Annotated in this window: 23 protein-coding genes and 1 tRNA gene; 14 read left to right on the forward strand and 10 right to left on the reverse strand. The window is 65.7% G+C overall.

The features are described from left to right. Positions 1 to 53 precede the first annotated feature (53 nt). The 7 genes from FBZ88_RS27600 to FBZ88_RS27625 all read right to left on the reverse strand — a co-directional run bounded on the left by FBZ88_RS27600 (position 54) and on the right by FBZ88_RS27625 (position 7,175). A complete protein-coding gene (locus FBZ88_RS27600) occupies positions 54 to 872 on the reverse strand; it encodes a hypothetical protein (protein ID WP_145620206.1) in 819 nt (272 codons plus the stop codon). 390 nt (positions 873 to 1,262) lie between these two features. Then, positions 1,263 to 3,389 carry a hypothetical protein gene (locus FBZ88_RS27605; protein WP_145620207.1) on the reverse strand — a complete coding sequence of 709 codons (2,127 nt, stop codon included), beginning with the start codon at positions 3,387 to 3,389 and terminating at the stop codon, positions 1,263 to 1,265. Further along, a complete protein-coding gene (locus FBZ88_RS27610; protein WP_145620208.1) occupies positions 3,386 to 3,685 on the reverse strand; it encodes a hypothetical protein in 300 nt (99 codons plus the stop codon). Before FBZ88_RS27610 ends, FBZ88_RS27605 begins: the two co-directional genes overlap by 4 nt. Further along, complete coding sequence (dnaG, locus tag FBZ88_RS27615; RefSeq protein WP_145620209.1) at positions 3,682 to 6,117, reverse strand: DNA primase; 2,436 nt, start codon at positions 6,115 to 6,117, stop codon at positions 3,682 to 3,684. The genes FBZ88_RS27610 and dnaG overlap by 4 nt, the downstream gene beginning before the upstream one ends. 2 nt (positions 6,118 to 6,119) lie before the next feature. Then, on the reverse strand, positions 6,120 to 6,518 hold the full coding sequence (locus tag FBZ88_RS27620) for a hypothetical protein (protein ID WP_145620210.1): 399 nt from the start codon (positions 6,516 to 6,518) through the stop codon (positions 6,120 to 6,122). Next, positions 6,502 to 6,705, reverse strand: coding sequence for a hypothetical protein (locus FBZ88_RS30415; RefSeq protein WP_186464626.1), 204 nt, complete (start codon positions 6,703 to 6,705; stop codon positions 6,502 to 6,504). The genes FBZ88_RS27620 and FBZ88_RS30415 overlap by 17 nt, the downstream gene beginning before the upstream one ends. Further along, positions 6,702 to 7,175, reverse strand: coding sequence for a hypothetical protein (locus FBZ88_RS27625; RefSeq protein ID WP_145620211.1), 474 nt, complete (start codon positions 7,173 to 7,175; stop codon positions 6,702 to 6,704). Before FBZ88_RS27625 ends, FBZ88_RS30415 begins: the two co-directional genes overlap by 4 nt. 120 nt (positions 7,176 to 7,295) lie before the next feature. Here FBZ88_RS27625 and FBZ88_RS30420 point away from each other — a divergent pair, with 120 nt between their 5' ends. Beyond that, positions 7,296 to 7,460, forward strand: a complete 165-nt coding sequence (locus FBZ88_RS30420; RefSeq protein ID WP_186464627.1) for a hypothetical protein — start codon at positions 7,296 to 7,298, stop codon at positions 7,458 to 7,460. A gap of 80 nt (positions 7,461 to 7,540) precedes the next feature. Further along, positions 7,541 to 7,804, forward strand: a complete 264-nt coding sequence (locus FBZ88_RS27630) for a hypothetical protein (RefSeq protein WP_145620212.1) — start codon at positions 7,541 to 7,543, stop codon at positions 7,802 to 7,804. Positions 7,805 to 8,132: 328 nt separating this feature from the next. Here FBZ88_RS27630 and FBZ88_RS27635 read toward each other — a convergent pair whose 3' ends face one another. After that, positions 8,133 to 8,378 (reverse strand): hypothetical protein, encoded by a 246-nt coding sequence (locus tag FBZ88_RS27635; RefSeq protein ID WP_145620213.1) that lies wholly within the window; start codon positions 8,376 to 8,378, stop codon positions 8,133 to 8,135. A 105-nt stretch (positions 8,379 to 8,483) separates the two neighbouring features. Between FBZ88_RS27635 and FBZ88_RS27640 the strand changes: the two genes are divergently transcribed. Further along, positions 8,484 to 8,960: a helix-turn-helix domain-containing protein gene (locus FBZ88_RS27640; protein WP_145620214.1), complete on the forward strand. Its 477-nt coding sequence runs from the start codon at positions 8,484 to 8,486 to the stop codon at positions 8,958 to 8,960. A 571-nt stretch (positions 8,961 to 9,531) separates the two neighbouring features. Here FBZ88_RS27640 and FBZ88_RS27645 read toward each other — a convergent pair. Next, positions 9,532 to 10,071 (reverse strand): helix-turn-helix domain-containing protein, encoded by a 540-nt coding sequence (locus FBZ88_RS27645; RefSeq protein ID WP_145620215.1) that lies wholly within the window; start codon positions 10,069 to 10,071, stop codon positions 9,532 to 9,534. A 73-nt stretch (positions 10,072 to 10,144) separates the two neighbouring features. Between FBZ88_RS27645 and FBZ88_RS27650 the strand changes: the two genes are divergently transcribed. The 11 genes from FBZ88_RS27650 (at position 10,145) to FBZ88_RS27700 (ending at position 17,592) form a co-directional block, all read left to right on the forward strand. After that, the gene (locus FBZ88_RS27650) at positions 10,145 to 10,393 is read left to right on the forward strand and encodes a hypothetical protein (protein WP_145620216.1); all 249 of its coding nucleotides are present in this window, start codon (positions 10,145 to 10,147) and stop codon (positions 10,391 to 10,393) included. Then, the gene (locus FBZ88_RS27655) at positions 10,390 to 12,264 is read left to right on the forward strand and encodes a ParB/RepB/Spo0J family partition protein (RefSeq protein ID WP_145620217.1); all 1,875 of its coding nucleotides are present in this window, start codon (positions 10,390 to 10,392) and stop codon (positions 12,262 to 12,264) included. The genes FBZ88_RS27650 and FBZ88_RS27655 overlap by 4 nt, the downstream gene beginning before the upstream one ends. Beyond that, entirely contained in the window at positions 12,264 to 12,467 is a 204-nt protein-coding gene (locus FBZ88_RS27660) for a hypothetical protein (RefSeq protein ID WP_145620218.1), read from the forward strand. Before FBZ88_RS27655 ends, FBZ88_RS27660 begins: the two co-directional genes overlap by 1 nt. Next, the gene (locus FBZ88_RS27665; protein WP_145620219.1) at positions 12,467 to 12,790 is read left to right on the forward strand and encodes a hypothetical protein; all 324 of its coding nucleotides are present in this window, start codon (positions 12,467 to 12,469) and stop codon (positions 12,788 to 12,790) included. The genes FBZ88_RS27660 and FBZ88_RS27665 overlap by 1 nt, the downstream gene beginning before the upstream one ends. A 12-nt stretch (positions 12,791 to 12,802) precedes the next feature. After that, positions 12,803 to 14,827 carry a DNA cytosine methyltransferase gene (locus FBZ88_RS27670; RefSeq protein WP_211102824.1) on the forward strand — a complete coding sequence of 675 codons (2,025 nt, stop codon included), beginning with the start codon at positions 12,803 to 12,805 and terminating at the stop codon, positions 14,825 to 14,827. Positions 14,828 to 14,836: 9 nt separating this feature from the next. Next, complete coding sequence (locus FBZ88_RS27675) at positions 14,837 to 15,079, forward strand: hypothetical protein (RefSeq protein ID WP_145620220.1); 243 nt, start codon at positions 14,837 to 14,839, stop codon at positions 15,077 to 15,079. Between the two features lie 5 nt (positions 15,080 to 15,084). After that, a complete protein-coding gene (locus tag FBZ88_RS27680) occupies positions 15,085 to 15,633 on the forward strand; it encodes a DUF3850 domain-containing protein (RefSeq protein ID WP_145620221.1) in 549 nt (182 codons plus the stop codon). Beyond that, positions 15,630 to 15,812 carry a hypothetical protein gene (locus FBZ88_RS27685; protein WP_145620222.1) on the forward strand — a complete coding sequence of 61 codons (183 nt, stop codon included), beginning with the start codon at positions 15,630 to 15,632 and terminating at the stop codon, positions 15,810 to 15,812. Before FBZ88_RS27680 ends, FBZ88_RS27685 begins: the two co-directional genes overlap by 4 nt. Next, positions 15,799 to 16,125: a hypothetical protein gene (locus FBZ88_RS27690; protein ID WP_145620223.1), complete on the forward strand. Its 327-nt coding sequence runs from the start codon at positions 15,799 to 15,801 to the stop codon at positions 16,123 to 16,125. The genes FBZ88_RS27685 and FBZ88_RS27690 overlap by 14 nt, the downstream gene beginning before the upstream one ends. Continuing rightward, the gene (locus FBZ88_RS27695; protein WP_145620224.1) at positions 16,122 to 16,391 is read left to right on the forward strand and encodes a helix-turn-helix transcriptional regulator; all 270 of its coding nucleotides are present in this window, start codon (positions 16,122 to 16,124) and stop codon (positions 16,389 to 16,391) included. The genes FBZ88_RS27690 and FBZ88_RS27695 overlap by 4 nt, the downstream gene beginning before the upstream one ends. Positions 16,392 to 16,740: 349 nt before the next feature. Beyond that, positions 16,741 to 17,592, forward strand: coding sequence for a tyrosine-type recombinase/integrase (locus FBZ88_RS27700; protein WP_211102825.1), 852 nt, complete (start codon positions 16,741 to 16,743; stop codon positions 17,590 to 17,592). Between the two features lie 7 nt (positions 17,593 to 17,599). Here FBZ88_RS27700 and FBZ88_RS27705 read toward each other — a convergent pair. Next, a tRNA-Glu gene (locus FBZ88_RS27705) sits at positions 17,600 to 17,675 on the reverse strand. Positions 17,676 to 17,694 lie beyond the last annotated feature (19 nt).

The raw sequence follows: 17,694 nt of genomic DNA on the forward strand, positions 1-17,694 counted from the left end.
GCCTGAAGGTGCCCCCGACTGTCAAGAGGTTGCCCCCGAGGCCAGTGCAGGCCCTAAATCGTGTGGGTCAGCAGCGGCGGCGGCGCAGGGTAAGCCTTAAGCGCACGGCTCACGGCAGATGCCACCGTGCCCTTTCGCACCCCGATGTCCGCGTTGATGGTCGAGCACGCCGCGCCCTGAACGATCACCCACAGGCAGGCCGTCGCCGCCGTCACCACCACGCCGTCCGGCCGCGCCCCCAGCACTGCCGTCACCAGCGGGTCCAGCAACCAGCGGTCCAGCTTGGCTGCCTCGGGGTGGGCGCCGCTGATGGCGGCGGCGGGGATGTGCCCACCGCCCTTGCCGCCGTCCACCTTGATGATGGACGGGTCAATGGCGCCATGCCCAGCCCAGCCGTGGGCGGTGAGCGACGCCACGATGGCGCGAATTTCGTCGGCGCTGCGGATATCCGCCTCGCACAGGCTGCCCTTGGTCAGCATGTGCTGCAAAGGGTCTTGACGCACCGGCCCCGCCACGCGCTCTTCCCGCAACCGCTCCGCCTGGTCGCGCCGCGCCGCCTGTGACCGGATGCTATTGGCGCGCCGCACCAGCTCCCCATCCAGCAGCGCCTGCAACCGGGCCGCCACGGGGTCAACCCAGGCGGCATCCATCGGGTGGTGCGCCGCGTGGTCCAGCATCGTGGCGCGCAGGGCCAGCACGTTGCGCCGCGCCGCCTCACCGGGCACGCCGTCCATCATCAGCGCCGTCTTGACCAGCGCCACCAGCTGACCGCCCTGGCACAACGCGATGGCCATGGCCCGGGGCAGCGTCAGGGCGTCGGGGGCCGGCATCGCGCCAGCGGCAGGCAGGAAGGGCACCACGGTTTCAGTCATCAGCAACCCCATCATCGGATGCCTTACACCCCATCAGGCGCCGTAAGGCTGGGCGTAAGGCTGTTAACTTATTGATTTCTAAAGGGCATTCTCTAGTTCCTTACTCACCTTACGGACCTTACGCAGATCTATCTCTGTGCATGCGCGTATGTGTAAGAGGGCGCGAGGGCGCGCGCATGTGCGCGTGAGTTGACGGTGCGTAAGTGCGTAAGGCGCGTAAGCGACTATCAAAAGTCCAGCCATATCAACCGCTTGGCCGCCAAGGCTTGCGTAAGGGCGGGCGTAAGGCGCGCGCACCGAGGCGTAAGTGGGCGCCTGCGATGTGGGCGCGCGAACGCCGTTCGGCATCAACGGGAGCGCGAGGGCGCGCTATGGTGGATGGCGAACACATCAGTCGTGCGCCTCCCAACCATCGCCAAAGAACGCTTCCTTGGGCACGATGGCCTCCAGCGGCAGCAGCGTGCATCGCTGCACCTTGCCACCTATCTGGATGCCGTGCTGCGACCGTTGCGCACCCTCGAAACGTCGCAGAGACTGCACCCATACGCCGGCACCCCCGGAGTGTCCGGCCGCCCACACGGTGCCGGCAAACAGCCCCGCCAGGTTGGTGTGGGAATTGCTGACGGCCAAGTACAACCGCCCATCCTGCCCATCCTTGACCACCCTCATGCCATAGAGACCAAGGGCCTGCTGCCCCTCCAAACGGTCGAACCCCTGATCGGATGGCCCGCCATATGCCGCGCTGTAGACATGTTCACCGATGGTGCGGCGCGTACCGCCGCGATAGATATCCGCCATCGTCGTCAACAGGTGGTGGACGCAATTCTCGTGGTCCGGCGCATCCCCCGACTGTTCCGCGAGCGCTTCCACCGTCAGCTGGTCGAGCAGGGCAGCAATCTCCATCGGCTTGGGCATGCGGTCGTGCAGCACCGCCCATACGCAGCCCAGCAGGGTTCCGAACACATCACAGGTCCGGCCACTGTGACCGGCCCTGCCAAGCGCCGCGCGGAATATATCGATGGCTTCCAGGATGGCGCCCCACCGCTCAACCGACAGGCGCAGCAGCGCGCGCCCCAAGCGCCGCATTAGCTTCGGTTCCAGTTTCGGCGGGTCGGTGCTGCGCAGTGGGTCCAGTTCCAACACCGCCATGCGGGACTTGTCCTGCGACGTCAGGGGTGGAATGAGGATGCTGCTGAACATGAAACAGCTGCGGATGGGGTATTCCGCCGCCTGGCCATCCTGGCCGCCGCGTCTCAGCTTGCCGCTGGTGGCTGCGATCTTGGCCAGCTCGATGATGCCGTTGTTGCGCTGTGGGTTGTCCGGCCTCGGTTCCAACTCATCCAGGGCAATCGGCAAGGTCGTCTGACCCTTCGTCTGGTAGAGGGACGCGGCCGTGGCGTCCGCTGCGCGCAGCAACCACCGGCCCATCAGGTGCTCCATGATCAGGTCTTGCAGCGTGGACTTGCCCGTACCCTTGTCGCCGGTCAGCCATACGCAAGGCCGGAAACGAAGGGCGCCTCCCAACGGCGCCGCCACCAGCCAGCCCAGCAACAGCATGGCATCCAGGTCCGCCGCCTTGCGCTTGAACTCCCACTTGCGCAGCAGGTTCATGAGGTAGGCGGCCGGCGAGATGCCCCCATCCCAATCCTCATCCGAGGGCCCCGGCAACGGCTCATCCGCCGGATAGACCATGTCATCGATCACGCCAGGGCGCTGCGTCTCGCCATTGCGGAGCACGAGGTTGCCCAGATGCAGGATCAGCCGCCCATCCTCATCCGCCCAAGCGCCTGCGCCACGCACATGGTCCCGGGGTGTCCACAGCCCTTTGAAAGCGTTCGCCTCCATCAGCTGTTCGGCGACGATCTTGGCGTGCCATCCCGTCACGCCCCCGTCCTTGTTCTTGCGGGGATAGTTGTTGTAGAGCCACCGCGTCCGTGGCGCGAAAAGGCCTCGTATGCTGGCTTCGCCATGCTTTTCGTCTGGCAGCTCCCTGAACTGGCACTGGGCATCCAGGTAATAGTGCACCCCGTTTCGGTTGCCCAAAGGCTGGACAGGACAGTCTTCGGGCAGCCGCTCTCGACGGAAAGGCAGCTCAACCCCACCATCGTCGTCATCTCCGCCGTCGAGCGGCGGGACATAGGCCTCCGCCGCCTCCACCGCCGCCTCGAATGCAGTTCCTCCGACTGATGGAACCACTGCGCGGCTATCGCGGTCCGGGGGAACGGCCGCCACGGCCGCAAGCACGGCTTCCGCCTCGGTCAACGCCGCCCGCGCCGCTTCGGTGCCGGCCAAGGCACCGATGGCCCCGTCATCGTCCGCCCGATCCAGCATCCCCGCATCCAATAGCGCATCGACTTGGCTGGTCGGGACCAAGCGGGACACCATGGGCTGCCCGGCTCGATGCATGGTGTAGGCGTTGCCCGTCGCCAACGGCACCAGCGTCACGTCGCGTGACGCCACGGTCACGACCAAACGCGCCAAATCCGGTGTCAGGAAATCGTCAGGTAGGTCAATCACGCGCGCACCTTCAGGCCAGCATTGGCCGGCAAGGATTGTTGTGTCTGGGACAGCAGGCGCCGCCGTGCGGCAACGCCACGCGCCCGCCACAGCGGGCAACTATCGACCAGTTGGAACAGGCGGTTGTGCAGCACATCCACCCGCATGGGCTTGGCGCTGACGATGCCGAGGGAGTGCTTGACCTGGATGTCCAGCACCACCAAGGGCCTGGTATCCGTGGCCATCAGGGCAAAGGCCAACAGCCGCGCATCATCCAGCGACAGAGGGGGCAGCACGGGCTGGGGGGCTACGGTCACGGCATCACCCCCGCTGGCCGGGGAATGCTGGCCAGGCGGATCACTCGCCCGCCCGTCGCGATGTTGCGCAGGGCCACATCCACCGCCTTGCGCGGGGCAGCCCCTTCCCAAAGACAGACAAGGATGTGCGTCACCGTTTCCGGAATGACCGCCTTGCCCAGGGCATGTACCGATCGAACTGCCCACACCGGTGATGGACGCCCCTGTGCCAGGGCATAAAGCCCCAACTCGGGTGTGACACACAGCGTCAGCGGGCCCGGTTCCAGGGCGGTCAGACGGATGACGCTATCGCCGGCATCGCCTATCTGCTGCCTGTCGAATAGCTTCTGCCCTGTGACCGCCGTGTCCCATATTTCTTGCCGCGCCTTGCCGTCGCGCTGGATGAACGTCAGCAGCACGGCGTTGACGGTGCCGGTTCCCAATGCTGCGACCAACGCGGGCCAGGGCCCCAACTCCACCACCCGCCGCCCCTTGTCCAGGCGATGGCGATACGGCGCTACCGTGGCCCGCAGCGTCGGGGGCACCTTCCCCACTGCCAGGCCGAACCGTCCGACATATGCGCCAACCGCGTCCGGCGCGCGCGGGCTGTCTAGAGCGACGGCCTGGCCCCAAAGTGACCGCGCCAGGTTCACCTCATCCGGGATCGGTGCGGCCGGACGAGGCAAGCGCCCCAGCAGGTCGTCCTCATACGCCTTCCTGACCCCGGCGTCGGGGATGGCACTCAGCCGCTGCAACAAGGCGGCCCGCATGCCCGCCAAGGCATCAGCCTGCGTCAGGTCTCGCCCTTCCGCCTCCATTTCCCAAATCACATCGGGCAGGGACCGGGCCTGGTCCAGCACTGCCTGAAACGCGGGAATGCCACCGTCACCGCGCAGCAGGCTATCGGGATCCGCGCCATCCGGCATGAAAGCGATGCGCGCGCTGTGATCCGGAGATAACTGAGGCAGCAAGCGCTCCACCGCGCGATGTGCGGCCTTGCGGCCGGCCGCATCGCCGTCGAAGCACAGGATGGGCTGACGCAGCCCCCCATCGGGGTAGAGCCGCCACAGCGCCTCAACCTGTTGTGCGGTCAAGGCCGTTCCCAACGGCGCCACGGCACCAGTAAAGGTCGCCATGACGCAGCTGATGACGTCGAGATAACCTTCCGTGACGATCAGCGCTTTCCCGGATGCCACGGCCTGCCGCGCCCGGCTCATGCCGTACAGCAGGCGCCCCTTGTGGAACAAGGGGCTATCGGGGGAATTGAGGTACTTCGGCCCGCTTCCCCCATCCAGAACGCGCCCGCCGAACGCAATCACCCGCCCCTGGCGGTCCATAACAGGGAACAGCACCCGATCCCGGAAAAAGGGATAGGCGGGACGCCCATCGTCCGGCCGCTTCCACAACCCCACGGCTTCCAAATCGGCCTCGGTATAGCCCGCGCCCATCAGCATCGTTTTCAGGGGCGCACTGTCCGGCGGGGCGTATCCAATACGGCATTGGAATAGGATGTCGCCGCTGATGCCACGGCGCTGCAGGTAGGCCAAGGCCTCGCGCCCCAAATCCGCCGACAGTTGCCCCTCATACCAGCGCGCGGCCCGGTCCATCAGGTCCAACAGTGATTGCTTGCGGGCGTACTTGATACGATCAGGCTGGCTGGCCCGCGGCACGTCCAGGCCCGCCTCCGCCGCCAGCATCTCCACAGCGTCCACGAAGGACTGGTTGCCGACACGCATGACGAAGGCGATGGCATCGCCGTGGGCGCCACAGCCGAAGCAGTGGAAGAAGCCCTTTTCGTCATTGACGTAGAAGCTGGGGGTTTTCTCCCGATGGAACGGGCAGGGCGCCCGGAACTCATGCCCAGCACGTGACAGCTTGACGTGTCGCGCCACCACACCCGACAGGGACAAGCGCCCCCGCAACTCATCCAGGAAGGCGGGGGAAAGAACCTGGCGGGGGCCAGTCTCGCGCCGCTCCGCCACCAGCCAATCCGGCAATGGCGCAACATCAACGACACTAGGCGCCCCAGCCACACCCCATGTAGAGGCAGCCCCATCCACTACGGATGGGGGCAATAGCAGAAAACGACCTTCTCCCCGGGCGGCGAAGCCACGCCCCGGCTTGTCGGTGATATCCTGATTTTCCCCCACCATGAACAGCAGTTGGTCGGTGCCGTCGACGCCGCGCAGGCGCACGGTTTCCGGAAGCGCGAAACCCCCATCGGCCCCGGCCGCCAGCACCTCCAAGGCCACGAGACCGCTGGCATGGCCGGTCGCCATGCCAATGTTGGCGCCCGGAAACTCCGCCCACAGGGCGGCGATGCGCTCCGGATCCGTGGTGGCCGCCGCCGTTCCGTTATCCAGTGCCGGCAGCTTGCCGCCGGGGGCACACGGAAACACTGGCCACCCCCGCTCGGCATAATCCAGCGCGGCGCTAAGGCAGACATCGGCCATGGTCAGAAATCCACCGCCGTATCAAGCACGCCGTCGCCATCCGGCGCCTGCGTCCGCTCGACGAAGCTGGTGCGGCGGCCCGATCCGCCGCGCGGCGGGCGGGCCCCTGGGGCACGGCGGGTGGCCGTGGTGGCCGCCGGCTTGGGGTATCGGGCGCAGAACGCGGTGATGGCGTCGCGCAGCTCATCCATGCGCTGGGGCCGTTCGGTCGCGCGGGCGGTATCCACCATGGCGCCCAAGGCCTCGCGGGCGGCTTCCGCCAGCGGCATGTCCGCCGGCTCCAGTACGGCGGGCAGGGCGTTCAGCCGGTCGCGCAGCTCCGCCGCGAAGCGGCCGGGCTGCGCCATGAAGCGGTCCGCGCTCACCAGCACTTTGATGATGGGATCAAGGTCGCGATCCATGGGTCACCCCCACTGAAATTGAAAACACCAGCAACGCGCTGACGTAGAGCGCGACCACGGCAGTGGCGCAGAAGATGGCGCCACCCCAGGTCACGGGCTGGAATAAGGCCGCCACCCAGGCGCAGGCCGTCGCGAACGCCGTTCGCGGGGCCTTGTCAGCAGCGGGCAGGGCGTCCGGCGCGGTCATGGCGCACCAGCCTGCAGGGCCAGCACGTCGCGGCGCAGGCGACCCAGCGCCTCGGCATCGGCATCGATGGCCAGCAGGATGCCGGCCAGCTCCGCCTTGGTCAGGGTGGCGCCGCCGTCGCTGTCCGGATGCATGGCGGTGCTGATTTCCTGGCTGATCTTGCCCAGCGTGGTCAGGCATTCGACCAGGCGCACATGCGGGGCGGCGATGATGTGGGCGTCGCGCCTGGCCCTATCCACCGCCGCGTTCATCACGGCCAGGAAGGGCGGCGCATAACCGGCGCGCACCATGGCACAGTCCAGGATGCTGGCCATCATGGCGGGAATGGGCTTGTTCTTGTCGGCGTCCGTCCATCCCTTGACGGTCGGATACTGCCGGTTGGTCGCCGCCATGACCGGCCCCTTGCCCAGCACGCCAAGGCACAGCTCGACGGCATCTTCAAAACTCAGCGGCTCGCGCAACTTGGTCATGGCCCCATCCCCCTGGGGATAAAATCGGAACGGATATTGTTCCGGCGCAATGCGCGCCAAAGTGGCAGGATCACCCCGTCAGCAACGGAGGGACCGATGGCGTGGAGTGAAGAGGGGTGGATGCGGCGCTTGCGCGCCGAGGGTGACGCGCTGGCCAGGGCCGCCGAAAGGCTGGACGCCGCCGCGCTAGCGACGGATGACCCGTTCCAAGCCCTGGCCTTCCGTCGTGCCGCCGTTCGTCTGGCGTCGCGGGCCGAGGCCATCCCCTATACCGGGCTGGGTTGAGGACGGCATGGCCGACGGCTTGACGCCACCAGCCATGCCCTTCACCATCGCGGGCGCCACACCCTGCGATGGAGAAACCTATGCCCGATGCAGATTTACGCAACGACCTGGAGGAGTTGGCCGCTTTCACGGAAAAGGTCCGTGTCGTCGCGGGCCTGAACAACGTTGCCGTCGTTACACTGATAGGCGCCGTCACCCGCATGCTGATCAAGAAGGGCGTTGTTACCGCCGCCGATGTCACGCAATGCATGGAAGAAGCGGACTTCGTCCTACGAGAAGGGACAGTAGGAGACCACACGCAAATGATGCAAATAATTACCCGCTTCGCCCTGAGCCAGACCTGATGCTGTCCCCCAGGGACTTGATAGCCTGGCAGAGTTCGGCTCGCGTACCCTCCGACATCCACATACCCACCGATGGCTTTGTCTGCCTGTATCTGGCCTCCGCCATGGCAGGCTCCAGGAACGCCACGATGGGGCGGCCGATGAACAGGCGCAGGCGCATCAACAGGTCGCGCATGGCGCTTCCTTTCGGTTCGAGAGAGGGAGGGGAAGGGCGCGCCGGCACAGCCGCCAGGAACAGGCACAGCGGGTCGCGGGGGCAGTCGGGACGCTTCATCCCGCCGGGCATGCCGGCGGCCGTGGGCATTGCGGGCATGGTCAATCCCCCAGCTCATAACGACGCCCGCTGTTCTGAGGGTGCATTCCCCCGCCGCTTCATCGCCGCAAGCGAGGCCAGGTATTCCAGGGTGATCCAGCTGTAGCCGCGGCGCTGCGCTGCGGCCACCAGATCTTCCCAATACATGTCCGGGATACGGTCACGATGTTTGAACGACGCGATCAGCCCCCCATCGACGCCGATATCGGCAGCCAATTCGGAGGGGTGGGGCCATGCGGCTATGATGCGGGCGACGGTCATGGGGACCATCGTATTACAAAATGTAATTAGCCCGTCAAGCGCGAATTACAAAATGCAGTTTTCCTAAGGTTTCCCTGGGGGAGACAACCAATTACAATCCGTAATATGACCGACGCCGACGAAAATTTTCATACCCGCCTCACCCGGCTTCGCAAGGAGCGGGGGTATGTCACGGCGAAGGCGTTTTCTGACGCCATAGGCTTTGGCCAGGCCGGTTACAACTTGTATGAGGAAGGGGGCGCCAATTTCAGGGCGCCACGACCGCATCGCCTCGCCATCATCGCCAAGGCCTTGGGCACCACTCCGGAATGGCTGCTATACGGAAGTAGCAACCCTTCTGGTGAGGCTGCCACACCTCACTTGGCTGAGGGCGCTATCCCCGCCTTTCAAGTGGAAAAGGTAAATGCACCGGTTCCGTTGGTCGAAACTACCGGCGTCACCAAGCTGTTAGATTTGGTGAAGCTATTGAGGTCCTATATTGAGGCGAAGGATTTACCGGGCGCCCGCGTGATTTGTCAGTCCATCGTCTCGGAAATTGATCTCCAGAGCCTCTTGGCCGCTAATGGACAAGGCGGACGGTAGGACGATTTTATTGCCGATGCGCGGCACCAGGTAGCCATTCACTTGCTTGGCTTCACTGCCCAAATGCAGTTGCATCACTCCGCCATACGCCGCAAGGCGTCCGATGCGCCAGGTGGACCCATCTGGGGTAAATGCTCTGAGCGCAACCGCTCCAAATAGTGCGTGTGTATAGCTTTGCGTTAACCAGACTTCGGCTACTTTATCGCCAACCGATAGTAGAATGGATTTGGTTAAAGTCTCGCCAACCAAAACGCCCAACGCATCTATACCAACAATCATCTTAAATACGCGCTCCCGTAGCCAATATACTGCCATTGCCGCCCTGGCAGGGCGACTGGTGTGCGGCCATTGGTCGACCAGCCCCACAGGGCTGGCCTGGAAAGCGCGCGGGAACGCGTGGACCACCCTGCCAGAGTGGTCTTATGCGACATTATGGCATGTGCGAATTTGCCTCAAGCCCAATTTCGCGGCTTGCGTGTACAGGCGTCGGTTAATCTCGTATACATATACATACTATAGTATGCGGACTTGCCAATTTGGCAGGGCGCGAAGCGTAGCGCCTGCGGCCCACCTATTCTTTGACGTCCGGAAATTTCGATGCAGCAGCCGAAAGGTTACGCATCATCACTTCGCCCGACTGGAAAGCCGTGGCGAATTGCTCTGCCTCCACCAGGTGGCGTAGCAGATCAATGCGGCGCAGCAGATCCGCTCGGGCGTGGGCCTTGGTATTGGGCATTACAGGAAGTAGATCAGCCAGGTCACAGCCCAAAGCTTCGGCTATCTTCACCATCCAGTCCAGGGTGAGGCGGAGCTTGCCGTTTTCAAGCTTGTGTATCTGGGAACCATCAGTCCCCAGACGCTCCCCCAGCACCTCTTGGGATATCCCAAGTGCTTGACGGACTTCACGGATGCGGTTTTCCGGGCGCTTCAGTTTCATATCGCCATGATGGTCGGCCAATTGGCAGTGCACCATGTGCGGAATGGCAAGTTCGGCCTGGGTATCCTCACCTAACGGCGAACGCCGTTCGCGATCTATGACAAAATGTAATTTTCCAGTTGCGCCGGAAATTACAATATGTAATTCGTAACGGGCCGGCGTTTCCCAACCCACCGGCCCCGGGATGGCCCGGGCTTCCCCCGGGGCGTCGCGCCCCGGGGGTCTTTTCCGACCACCGGAGGGCTTGATGACCCGCCTTGAAATCCAAACCCGCTTCTATTGGGAACACGCGCAGCTGGCGTCGCGGAACCCGTGGTTCCCGCTGGCTGTGCGCGGCTTCGACGGCCTGTTGTCCGTCGCCGGGGCCGCAACCACCCCTCGGCTGCGCGTCGCTGCGGCCTGGCATGTCGGTGTCGCCGCCCGTGGGCGCGGCTTCCCCAACGCCTTGGGGCTTGAACAGCAAGCCATCGCCGCCGCCTGCGGAGAAGCCGCATGACCAGCGAACTATCCCCGCTGGGGCAGCGCGTCGCCGCCGCGATGGCCGCACTCCCGAACGCCAGCGTGCGCGGCCTGGCCCGTGATGCCGGGCTCAGCTCGCACTCTGAACTCAGCCGCCTGCTGAACGGCAAACGGCAGGACCTGGAGCTGGACACCCTGCGCAAGTTGGCCCCGGTGTTGGGCGTCACGCTTGGGTACCTGACCGGGGATGCGGACCTGGACCGCCCGGGGGCGACGGGGGCCGATGAGCCGGAAAGCGGCGTGCGGATGGTGCCGATATCCAAGCTGGTGGCCAGCCCGTTGAACCCTCGCAAGCGCTTCGACCAGGATGCGATTGAGGAACTGGCGTCCAGCATCATGGCCGAAGGCGTGTTGCAGAACCTGACGGCGCGCCAGCACCCCGACAGTGTCGGCTTCTATGAGGTGTTCGTGGGCGGCAGGCGCCTGCGCGCCCTCCAGTTCCTGGTGGAACGGGAGATGCAGGACGAGGGCTTCCTTGTCCCCGTCAAGGTGGTGAACGCGGACGACCGCGCCGTGCTGGCCATCGCCACGGCGGAGAACGTCGCCCGCCGTGACATGCACCCGCTGGAAGAAGGCGACGCCTTCATCGCCATGGAGCGCAGCGGCACCAGCCTGGACCAACTGGCGGAGATGTTCGGCAAGACCCGCCGGTGGGTGCAACTGCGCATGCAGATGGCCCGCGACCTGAGCGACAGCGTCAAGGAACTGTTCTTCAGGGGCCAGGTGAACCCCGAGATGGCGCGTGAGCTGATGCGCCTGCCGGCGGATCAGCAGGACCATCACGCACGGCAGATCGAAATGGGCGGCGACGGTTATGCCACGGCCGTGGAACTGCGCGACCGCATCACGGAATACGACGTGTGGCATGCGCCGAAGGCGGCGGAACCCCGCGGCTTGCTGGACACGCTGGGGCCGCCGCCCACGTCCGCGCCCGAGGCACAGCGGGCTGAAACGATGGAAGCCAGTCGTCCGCTGGGTGGCACTGCCGCCGACCTGGCGGCAGGGAATGCCATCTATGACCGCTTCGCCCCCACCATCCCGCGCGGCGATGTCCGCATGGTGGAGGCGCCGTCCGCCATGCCGGGCCCATCGCTCATGTCGCCGCAGCTGCGCGCCTATGTGGACCGGGTGAAAACCCAGGCCGTGCAGATGACCGTCTACGGCCACGCCCGCATGGCCATGGTGTTGGCCTGCGTCGGCATGCTGGACAGCGACCCCGGCATCCTGTTGCGCAGCGGCACCCCGGGCGCGCGCCGCGCCGTCCACCCCCACCTGGCCATGAGCCTGGACCAGCTGCGCACGCAACGGTCCGACCTGGCGGCGGCCCTCATGCCCATTCGGGCGGAGACGGAGGACGGCCGCGCGTCCCCCAGGCCAGACGGAACGGCGGACCTGGTCCGCGCCCTGCTGGCCCTGCCGGACGGGGACCTGCGCGTCCTGTTCGTCTGCCTGGTCGCCGCCCGCGCCTATGCCGGCGGCAACGTGGCCGGGGGCGACAGCCCGGCTATTGTCGCGGCCTGGGCGGCGGACATGGGCAACATGGCCAGCCATTGGCAGATCGACGCCGACTATCTGGCCCTGCTGGACCTTCACCGCCTGCGCCGCCTCGCCATCACCATCGGCATGGCGGAGGCCGGGCGCCACCACCGCTTCACCAGCCCCGTCCCGGTGGCGGACCTGAAGCGGTGGGATGCGCCGCAGTTGCGCACGGCGATAGCCGATTTCGTTGACGCGAACGACGTTCGCACGATCCCGGCGGAATTCCGCTTCGGCGCCTACCCCGACATCGCTGCCGCCATGACGGAGGAAGCCGCGAAGGCGGACGCCGTGCTGAACGGGGGGAAGTGATGGCGACACAGCAACTACCTCTGCCAGGCCACAGCCTGGTTGATGCGATGGATGGCTATGTCGTTGTCACCCACCGCAGTGAAAACGGAACCGTGTCGGCAAGGGCCTATCTGCCGGAACACGCTCGCCTACTGGCGGAAGATCTGATCCAGGTCGCGGATGAGATCGAGGCGAAGACCACCGACAAGAAAAGGGGGAAGTGATGGGCAACGCCCCTGACACCATCACGGATGATGCCAAGGCCAACTTGGCGGCACAGCGCATGAGGGACGCCTTCTTTTCCGTCTATGGCGACCCGGAACAGATGACCCCGGATGAGGCGATGCAGACGGCCCACACCTTTGCCTGCCTCCATGTCGGGTGCTTGATCGAATGGGCTATCCGCTTCGCTCCGGACCGCCCGATCCAGAAGACGGCGGCGCTTTTGGTCAAGGTCATGATCGCGACCAACAAGGCGCCTCTAGCCACCGTCCGCCGCCAAGCCGACCCGCTGGCCTTCCTGAAGCCCAATGACAAGCCGAACTGAGAAGATCGCCGAATGAGCATGCTACTCACCCCCTTCGACGACACGATCACCAGCTTTCACATCTGCTGTGGCGGCGGGGCCGGTGCGCGCGGTATGGCCAAGGCCAATATCCGCGTCGGTATGGCGCGCGGCAGGATCGTGACCCTTGGCGGGGTGGACAACGACCCCGCCTGCATCCGCGATTTCACCCGTCGCACCGGGGTTCAAGGCACGGTGCTGGACATGTTTCGCCGCGAAGACTATGTGGCGTTTCACGGGCATGAACCGCCGCCGGGCTGGCGGGAAGCGACGGCGGATGACCTGCGCAGGGCCGCCGGCTATCGCTGCCCCAACATCGTCTTCATCACCGCGCCGTGCAAGGGCGCCTCGCCCTTGCTGGCGGAGAGCAAGGCGGCGACGCCCAAGTACCAGGCCCTGAACAGGCTTGCGGAAAACTGCCTGCGCCTAGTGGGCGAGGCCTGGCCCGGGGCGGATGCGCCCGAGTTCATCCTGTTCGAGAACGTCGTTCGCATCTCCATCCGGGGGCGCCCGATGATCGACCGCATCATGGCCAGGCTGGACCAGGACGGCTATGCCGCCGCCGAGACCAGCCATTGCTGTGGACAGCTTGGCGGCCTGGCACAGCGCCGCCCGCGCTTCCTGCTGGTGGCGCGCAACCGCGCCAAGGTGCCGGCGTTTCTGTACGAGCCGGTGAAGAAGCCGTTATCGACCGTGGGGCAGGTGTTGGAACCCTTGCCGCCGCCGGGCGACCTGTCCATGGGGCTGGGGCACCGGGTGCCGGCCCTGCAATGGATCACTTGGGTTCGCCTGGCATTTGTCGAAGCCGGCAAGGATTGGCGCAGCCTGAACAGGCTGGCGGTGGAGGACGGCGTGTTGCGGGATTTCCGCATCCTGCCCATCCATGGCGCGCAGGCACACGCCATCGGCAACCCCCATGTCGCCACGATGCGTGAGGGTACCGGCCATCTCGGGGTCAACGGTTGGGACGGACAGACGGGCACCATCAGCGGCGACGCCCGCCCCAGCAAGGGCGCCTATGCCGTTGCCGATGTCCGCACCCGCGAGGGCAAGGCGCCGTTCAAGAACGTGTATCGCGTGTTGGCCGAGGGCGAGGCCAGCCCGACCATCAGCGCCGCTGAACGGCCATCGGGCGGCGGCCTCTGCGTCGCGGATCCGCACTTCGAGGGCGCGCAGTACCAGCAATACGGTGTGCGCCGTTGGGAAGGCCAAACCGGCACGGTGTCCGCACAAAGCATTCCGGGGCAGGGGGCCCACAGCGTGGCGGACCCGCGCTGCGCCAATTGGTCCGCCGATGCCCACACCAACAAGTACCGGGTGGTAGAGGCGGACAGCAGTGCGCCCACCGTGTCCTGCGCCGTCCAGGTGGCCAGCGGCGGCCTGTGCGTGGCGGACCCCAAGGCGCACACCGCCCACGGTGGCGGCGGCAAGTACGCGGTGGTGGCGCGCGATGGTAGCGCCGGCACGGTGATAGGCGCCAGCACCACCGGCCATGGCGCCTTCGCTGTGGCCGATGTGATGCCCCAGGCCTTCCGGGGCGGCAAGGAGCATTACGCCACCGGCGGACAGTACGGCGTTACCCATTGGGACGGCCAGACACGGGCTATCCCCGCCTACGCCAAGAACAACAACGGCGCGTGGTCAGTCGCTGATCCGCGCGACGCGCAAAGCGAAGCCCCAATCGACCGCTTGCCGGACCCGAAGGACCGCCTTGTCTGCGTCATCCGCGCGATGGATGGTACCTGGCACAGGCCCTTTACGACCCTGGAGCTGGCGGCCCTGCAAGGTATGGTCGACCCGGGCGAGCCCTTCGAACTGGACGGCACGAGCGACAGCCGGTGGCGCGAAGTCATCGGCAACGCCGTCCCCGAACCGGCCGCCCAAGCCATAGGCGAAGTCTTCGGGCAACTGCTGTTGCTGGTCCGCAGCGGCCGGCAACAACCCATCCGCCACACCCCCATCTGGGTCCGCCCCGTCGCCATCGGCGCGACCCTAGACGTTCCACCCCTGCTGATTTGAGAGGGAACCATGAGCACCAGCCTTACCCTGAGCTTCAGGGAGACTGTCGATATCTATCTCAATGTGGATGAGATTGCCGCCGAAGTCGCGAACCAGGAAGAGGCGGGCGACCCCGCCATCGGCCACCTGATCAACGCCTTGGGCGACAAGGTCCAGCGCGGCAGCGTCGAGGTGTCAGACGTTGCGGTGCATCTGGACGACAAGGGCGCCACCTTCATCCGCGCCCTGGCGGCGGCCCTGGACGGGGAGTGACGGCCATGATCCACGACCTGAAATGCGAGGCCGCCCACTACCGCGAGGTTGAGGCCGGCCGCAAGACGGCGGAACTGCGGCTGAACGACCGCAACTATCAGGTGGGCGACCAGCTGCGCTTACATGAGACGCTGGACGGCACCCCCACCGGCCGTCGCCTGGTCCGCCAGGTCACCCATATCCTGGCCGGCGGCCCTTGGCTCAGCCCCGGCTATGTCATGCTGTCCCTGGCCATGCCGTCGGTGCCGGCGGCCCTGACGAAGCGTCAGCTGGCGGTTATGCGCATGTTGACGGAATGCATGGACGCCAGCGGCACCATTCCCAGCATGCAAGAAATGGCGGATGAACTGGAGCTGGCGTCGCGCAGCAACGTGCACGCCATCCTATGCCGGTTGGAGGAACGAGGCTGGATCAGCCGGGGCATGGGCCACGCCCGCGCCATCCGCATCCTGCACCGCCCGCCCATGCCGGACTGGACCCAGCCGTGGGCGGTGACGGACAAGCCACTGCCGATCAGCGTCGCGGCACAGATGGCGGGGAGGGCGGCGGAATGAGACGCAGCTATCTCAGCCCGGAGGCCAAGGCCGCCATCATCCGCAACCGCCGCATGCTGGGGGTTAAGGCGCCTGATCTGGCACGAGGCCTCGAACTGCCTACGATCCGGGGCGAGGGCGGCCGGCCGGGGTACACCCAACCACCCAAAGGAAGGGATGATGGCGATGAGCAACCTTGACGCCCGCATTGTCAGCGCGCGCGATCTGGTCCAGGCCGCGATAAACAGCGCCGTCGCAGAGCACGATCTCAGCATTGATGAGCTTAAGATCGTGCTGGCCACCACTTGCGGTGCAACACTGGTCGCCGCGACACATGGCGTTAACGGCGCCCGGGGAGAAGACACATCAGGAAGCGACATACTGCTTGCTGGCGCCAACTTCGCCAAATTGGTCTGCCACGCGATGGTGACGGCTGCGGACATCCGCCAGCCCGGCTTAGGGGCTGCAGTGAAAACAGCCGCGAACGCCGTTCGTGGAGGGCGGGTGGTATGAGAACCCGCGACGCTCTGCCGTCCGGCGTCTGCCCACGCGGCCTCAGCCGGATGCAGGCCGCCGCCTATGTGGGCGTGGGCGCGACCACGTTTGACAAGATGGTAGCCAAAGGCACGATGCCGAAGCCGAAGAAGGCTTACGGGGCAGCGGCACGTTGGGACATCCGTGCCCTTGACCAGGCCTTCGACATGCTGCCTCAATGCGATGGGGGCACGGCCGCCGCCAATGACGATGACGATTGGGGCAAGGCCCTAGGCCTCCCCTGAAAGCGCCGGACGAATGGTGGAATTCCGACTACGCGATGGCACCGGCCGCATCACCCTGAAATGGGTGATCGAGGACACGGACCGCCATGGCAATGTCCGGCTCTACGTCCGGCGGCGGCCAAATCCCAAGGTTCGCTTGATGGAGACGCCCGGCACGCCTGAATTCATGGCGGAGTATCAGGCGGCGATCAACGGGGTGCCATATATAAAGGGCGCGCCGGCCGTTACCCCCGCGAAGAAGCCGGCACCCCCCGTGCGCCGCGACACGCGCCCGGGCTCATTCCAGGCCCTTTGCGAATTCTACTATGCCAGCGGCATGTTCCAGGGCCTGGCCCCCAGCACGCGCGCCGTGCGCCGCCGCGAGCTGGACGCCCTATGCATTGCCCATGGCCATCGGTCCGCCCGAACCATAGAGACGATACACATCGTCAAAATCCGGGACGATAAGGCCGAAACGCCCGACGCGGCGAACAACCTGGTGAAGACGCTGCGCCATATGTTCAGCGCGGCGGTGGAAGGCGGCTTGCTACCCAGCAACCCGGCCGCGGGCGTCAAGAAGCTGACGACGGGTGGGGAGGGGCATCATACATGGACGATGAAAGAGGTGGAGGCGTTTGAGCTGGTGCACCCTCTCGGGACCATGCCGCGCCTGGCCCTGGCCCTTCTACTATACACCGGGCAGCGCCGGTCGGACGTCATCCGCATGGGGCCGCAGCACATCCGGGATGGCCATATCGTCATCACCCAGGCGAAGAACGCGCGCCGTAATCCGGTGACGGTGCAGATCCCCATTATCTCCGCCCTGCAAGAGGCGCTGGACGCCATGCCCGGCGGCCACCTGGCTTTCCTGACCACCGCCTATGGCCGCCCCTTTTCGCCGGCCGGCTTTGGCATCCGCTTCCGTGAATGGTGCAACAAGGCGGGGCTGATCCATTGCAGCGCCCACGGTCTGCGCAAGGCCGCACTGACCCGCCTGGCGGAGCTGGGAGCGTCGGAACTGGAGATGGCGGCGATCAGCGGACACCGTGACCTGAACCAGCTACGCCCCTATACCAGGGCAGCCCGCCAGCGGGTCTTGGCCGGACATGCGATGGCCCTGTTCGAAGAACACCTTTCGAACAAAAACGTCCCACCAAAATCCGAGGTTAGAAGGAGTGGGACCTTTTCGGTCCGTAAAGCCTTGAAATCACTCACCCGCTAAGCGGGGGTGGCGTCCCCTAGGGGATTCGAACCCCTGTTACCGCCGTGAGAGGGCGGTGTCCTAGGCCTCTAGACGAAGGGGACGAGGCCGTGTGAGGGCGGT

It is taken from the genome of Nitrospirillum bahiense, assembly GCF_007828025.1.
GTDB classification, from domain to species: Bacteria; Pseudomonadota; Alphaproteobacteria; order Azospirillales; family Azospirillaceae; genus Nitrospirillum; species Nitrospirillum amazonense.

What these genes read in the sequence shown, in the direction of transcription:
- FBZ88_RS27600 (WP_145620206.1), bottom strand. Translation starts at nt 872, where the DNA reads ATGACTGAAACCGTGGTGCCCTTCCTGCCTGCCGCTGGCGCGATGCCG.
- dnaG (WP_145620209.1), bottom strand. Translation starts at nt 6,117, where the DNA reads ATGGCCGATGTCTGCCTTAGCGCCGCGCTGGATTATGCCGAGCGGGGG.
- FBZ88_RS27620 (WP_145620210.1), bottom strand. Translation starts at nt 6,518, where the DNA reads ATGGATCGCGACCTTGATCCCATCATCAAAGTGCTGGTGAGCGCGGAC.
- FBZ88_RS30415 (WP_186464626.1), bottom strand. Translation starts at nt 6,705, where the DNA reads ATGACCGCGCCGGACGCCCTGCCCGCTGCTGACAAGGCCCCGCGAACG.
- FBZ88_RS27625 (WP_145620211.1), bottom strand. Translation starts at nt 7,175, where the DNA reads ATGACCAAGTTGCGCGAGCCGCTGAGTTTTGAAGATGCCGTCGAGCTG.
- FBZ88_RS30420 (WP_186464627.1), top strand. Translation starts at nt 7,296, where the DNA reads ATGCGGCGCTTGCGCGCCGAGGGTGACGCGCTGGCCAGGGCCGCCGAA.
- FBZ88_RS27630 (WP_145620212.1), top strand. Translation starts at nt 7,541, where the DNA reads ATGCCCGATGCAGATTTACGCAACGACCTGGAGGAGTTGGCCGCTTTC.
- FBZ88_RS27635 (WP_145620213.1), bottom strand. Translation starts at nt 8,378, where the DNA reads ATGACCGTCGCCCGCATCATAGCCGCATGGCCCCACCCCTCCGAATTG.
- FBZ88_RS27640 (WP_145620214.1), top strand. Translation starts at nt 8,484, where the DNA reads ATGACCGACGCCGACGAAAATTTTCATACCCGCCTCACCCGGCTTCGC.
- FBZ88_RS27650 (WP_145620216.1), top strand. Translation starts at nt 10,145, where the DNA reads ATGACCCGCCTTGAAATCCAAACCCGCTTCTATTGGGAACACGCGCAG.
- FBZ88_RS27655 (WP_145620217.1), top strand. Translation starts at nt 10,390, where the DNA reads ATGACCAGCGAACTATCCCCGCTGGGGCAGCGCGTCGCCGCCGCGATG.
- FBZ88_RS27660 (WP_145620218.1), top strand. Translation starts at nt 12,264, where the DNA reads ATGGCGACACAGCAACTACCTCTGCCAGGCCACAGCCTGGTTGATGCG.
- FBZ88_RS27665 (WP_145620219.1), top strand. Translation starts at nt 12,467, where the DNA reads ATGGGCAACGCCCCTGACACCATCACGGATGATGCCAAGGCCAACTTG.
- FBZ88_RS27670 (WP_211102824.1), top strand. Translation starts at nt 12,803, where the DNA reads ATGAGCATGCTACTCACCCCCTTCGACGACACGATCACCAGCTTTCAC.
- FBZ88_RS27675 (WP_145620220.1), top strand. Translation starts at nt 14,837, where the DNA reads ATGAGCACCAGCCTTACCCTGAGCTTCAGGGAGACTGTCGATATCTAT.
- FBZ88_RS27680 (WP_145620221.1), top strand. Translation starts at nt 15,085, where the DNA reads ATGATCCACGACCTGAAATGCGAGGCCGCCCACTACCGCGAGGTTGAG.
- FBZ88_RS27685 (WP_145620222.1), top strand. Translation starts at nt 15,630, where the DNA reads ATGAGACGCAGCTATCTCAGCCCGGAGGCCAAGGCCGCCATCATCCGC.
- FBZ88_RS27690 (WP_145620223.1), top strand. Translation starts at nt 15,799, where the DNA reads ATGAGCAACCTTGACGCCCGCATTGTCAGCGCGCGCGATCTGGTCCAG.
- FBZ88_RS27695 (WP_145620224.1), top strand. Translation starts at nt 16,122, where the DNA reads ATGAGAACCCGCGACGCTCTGCCGTCCGGCGTCTGCCCACGCGGCCTC.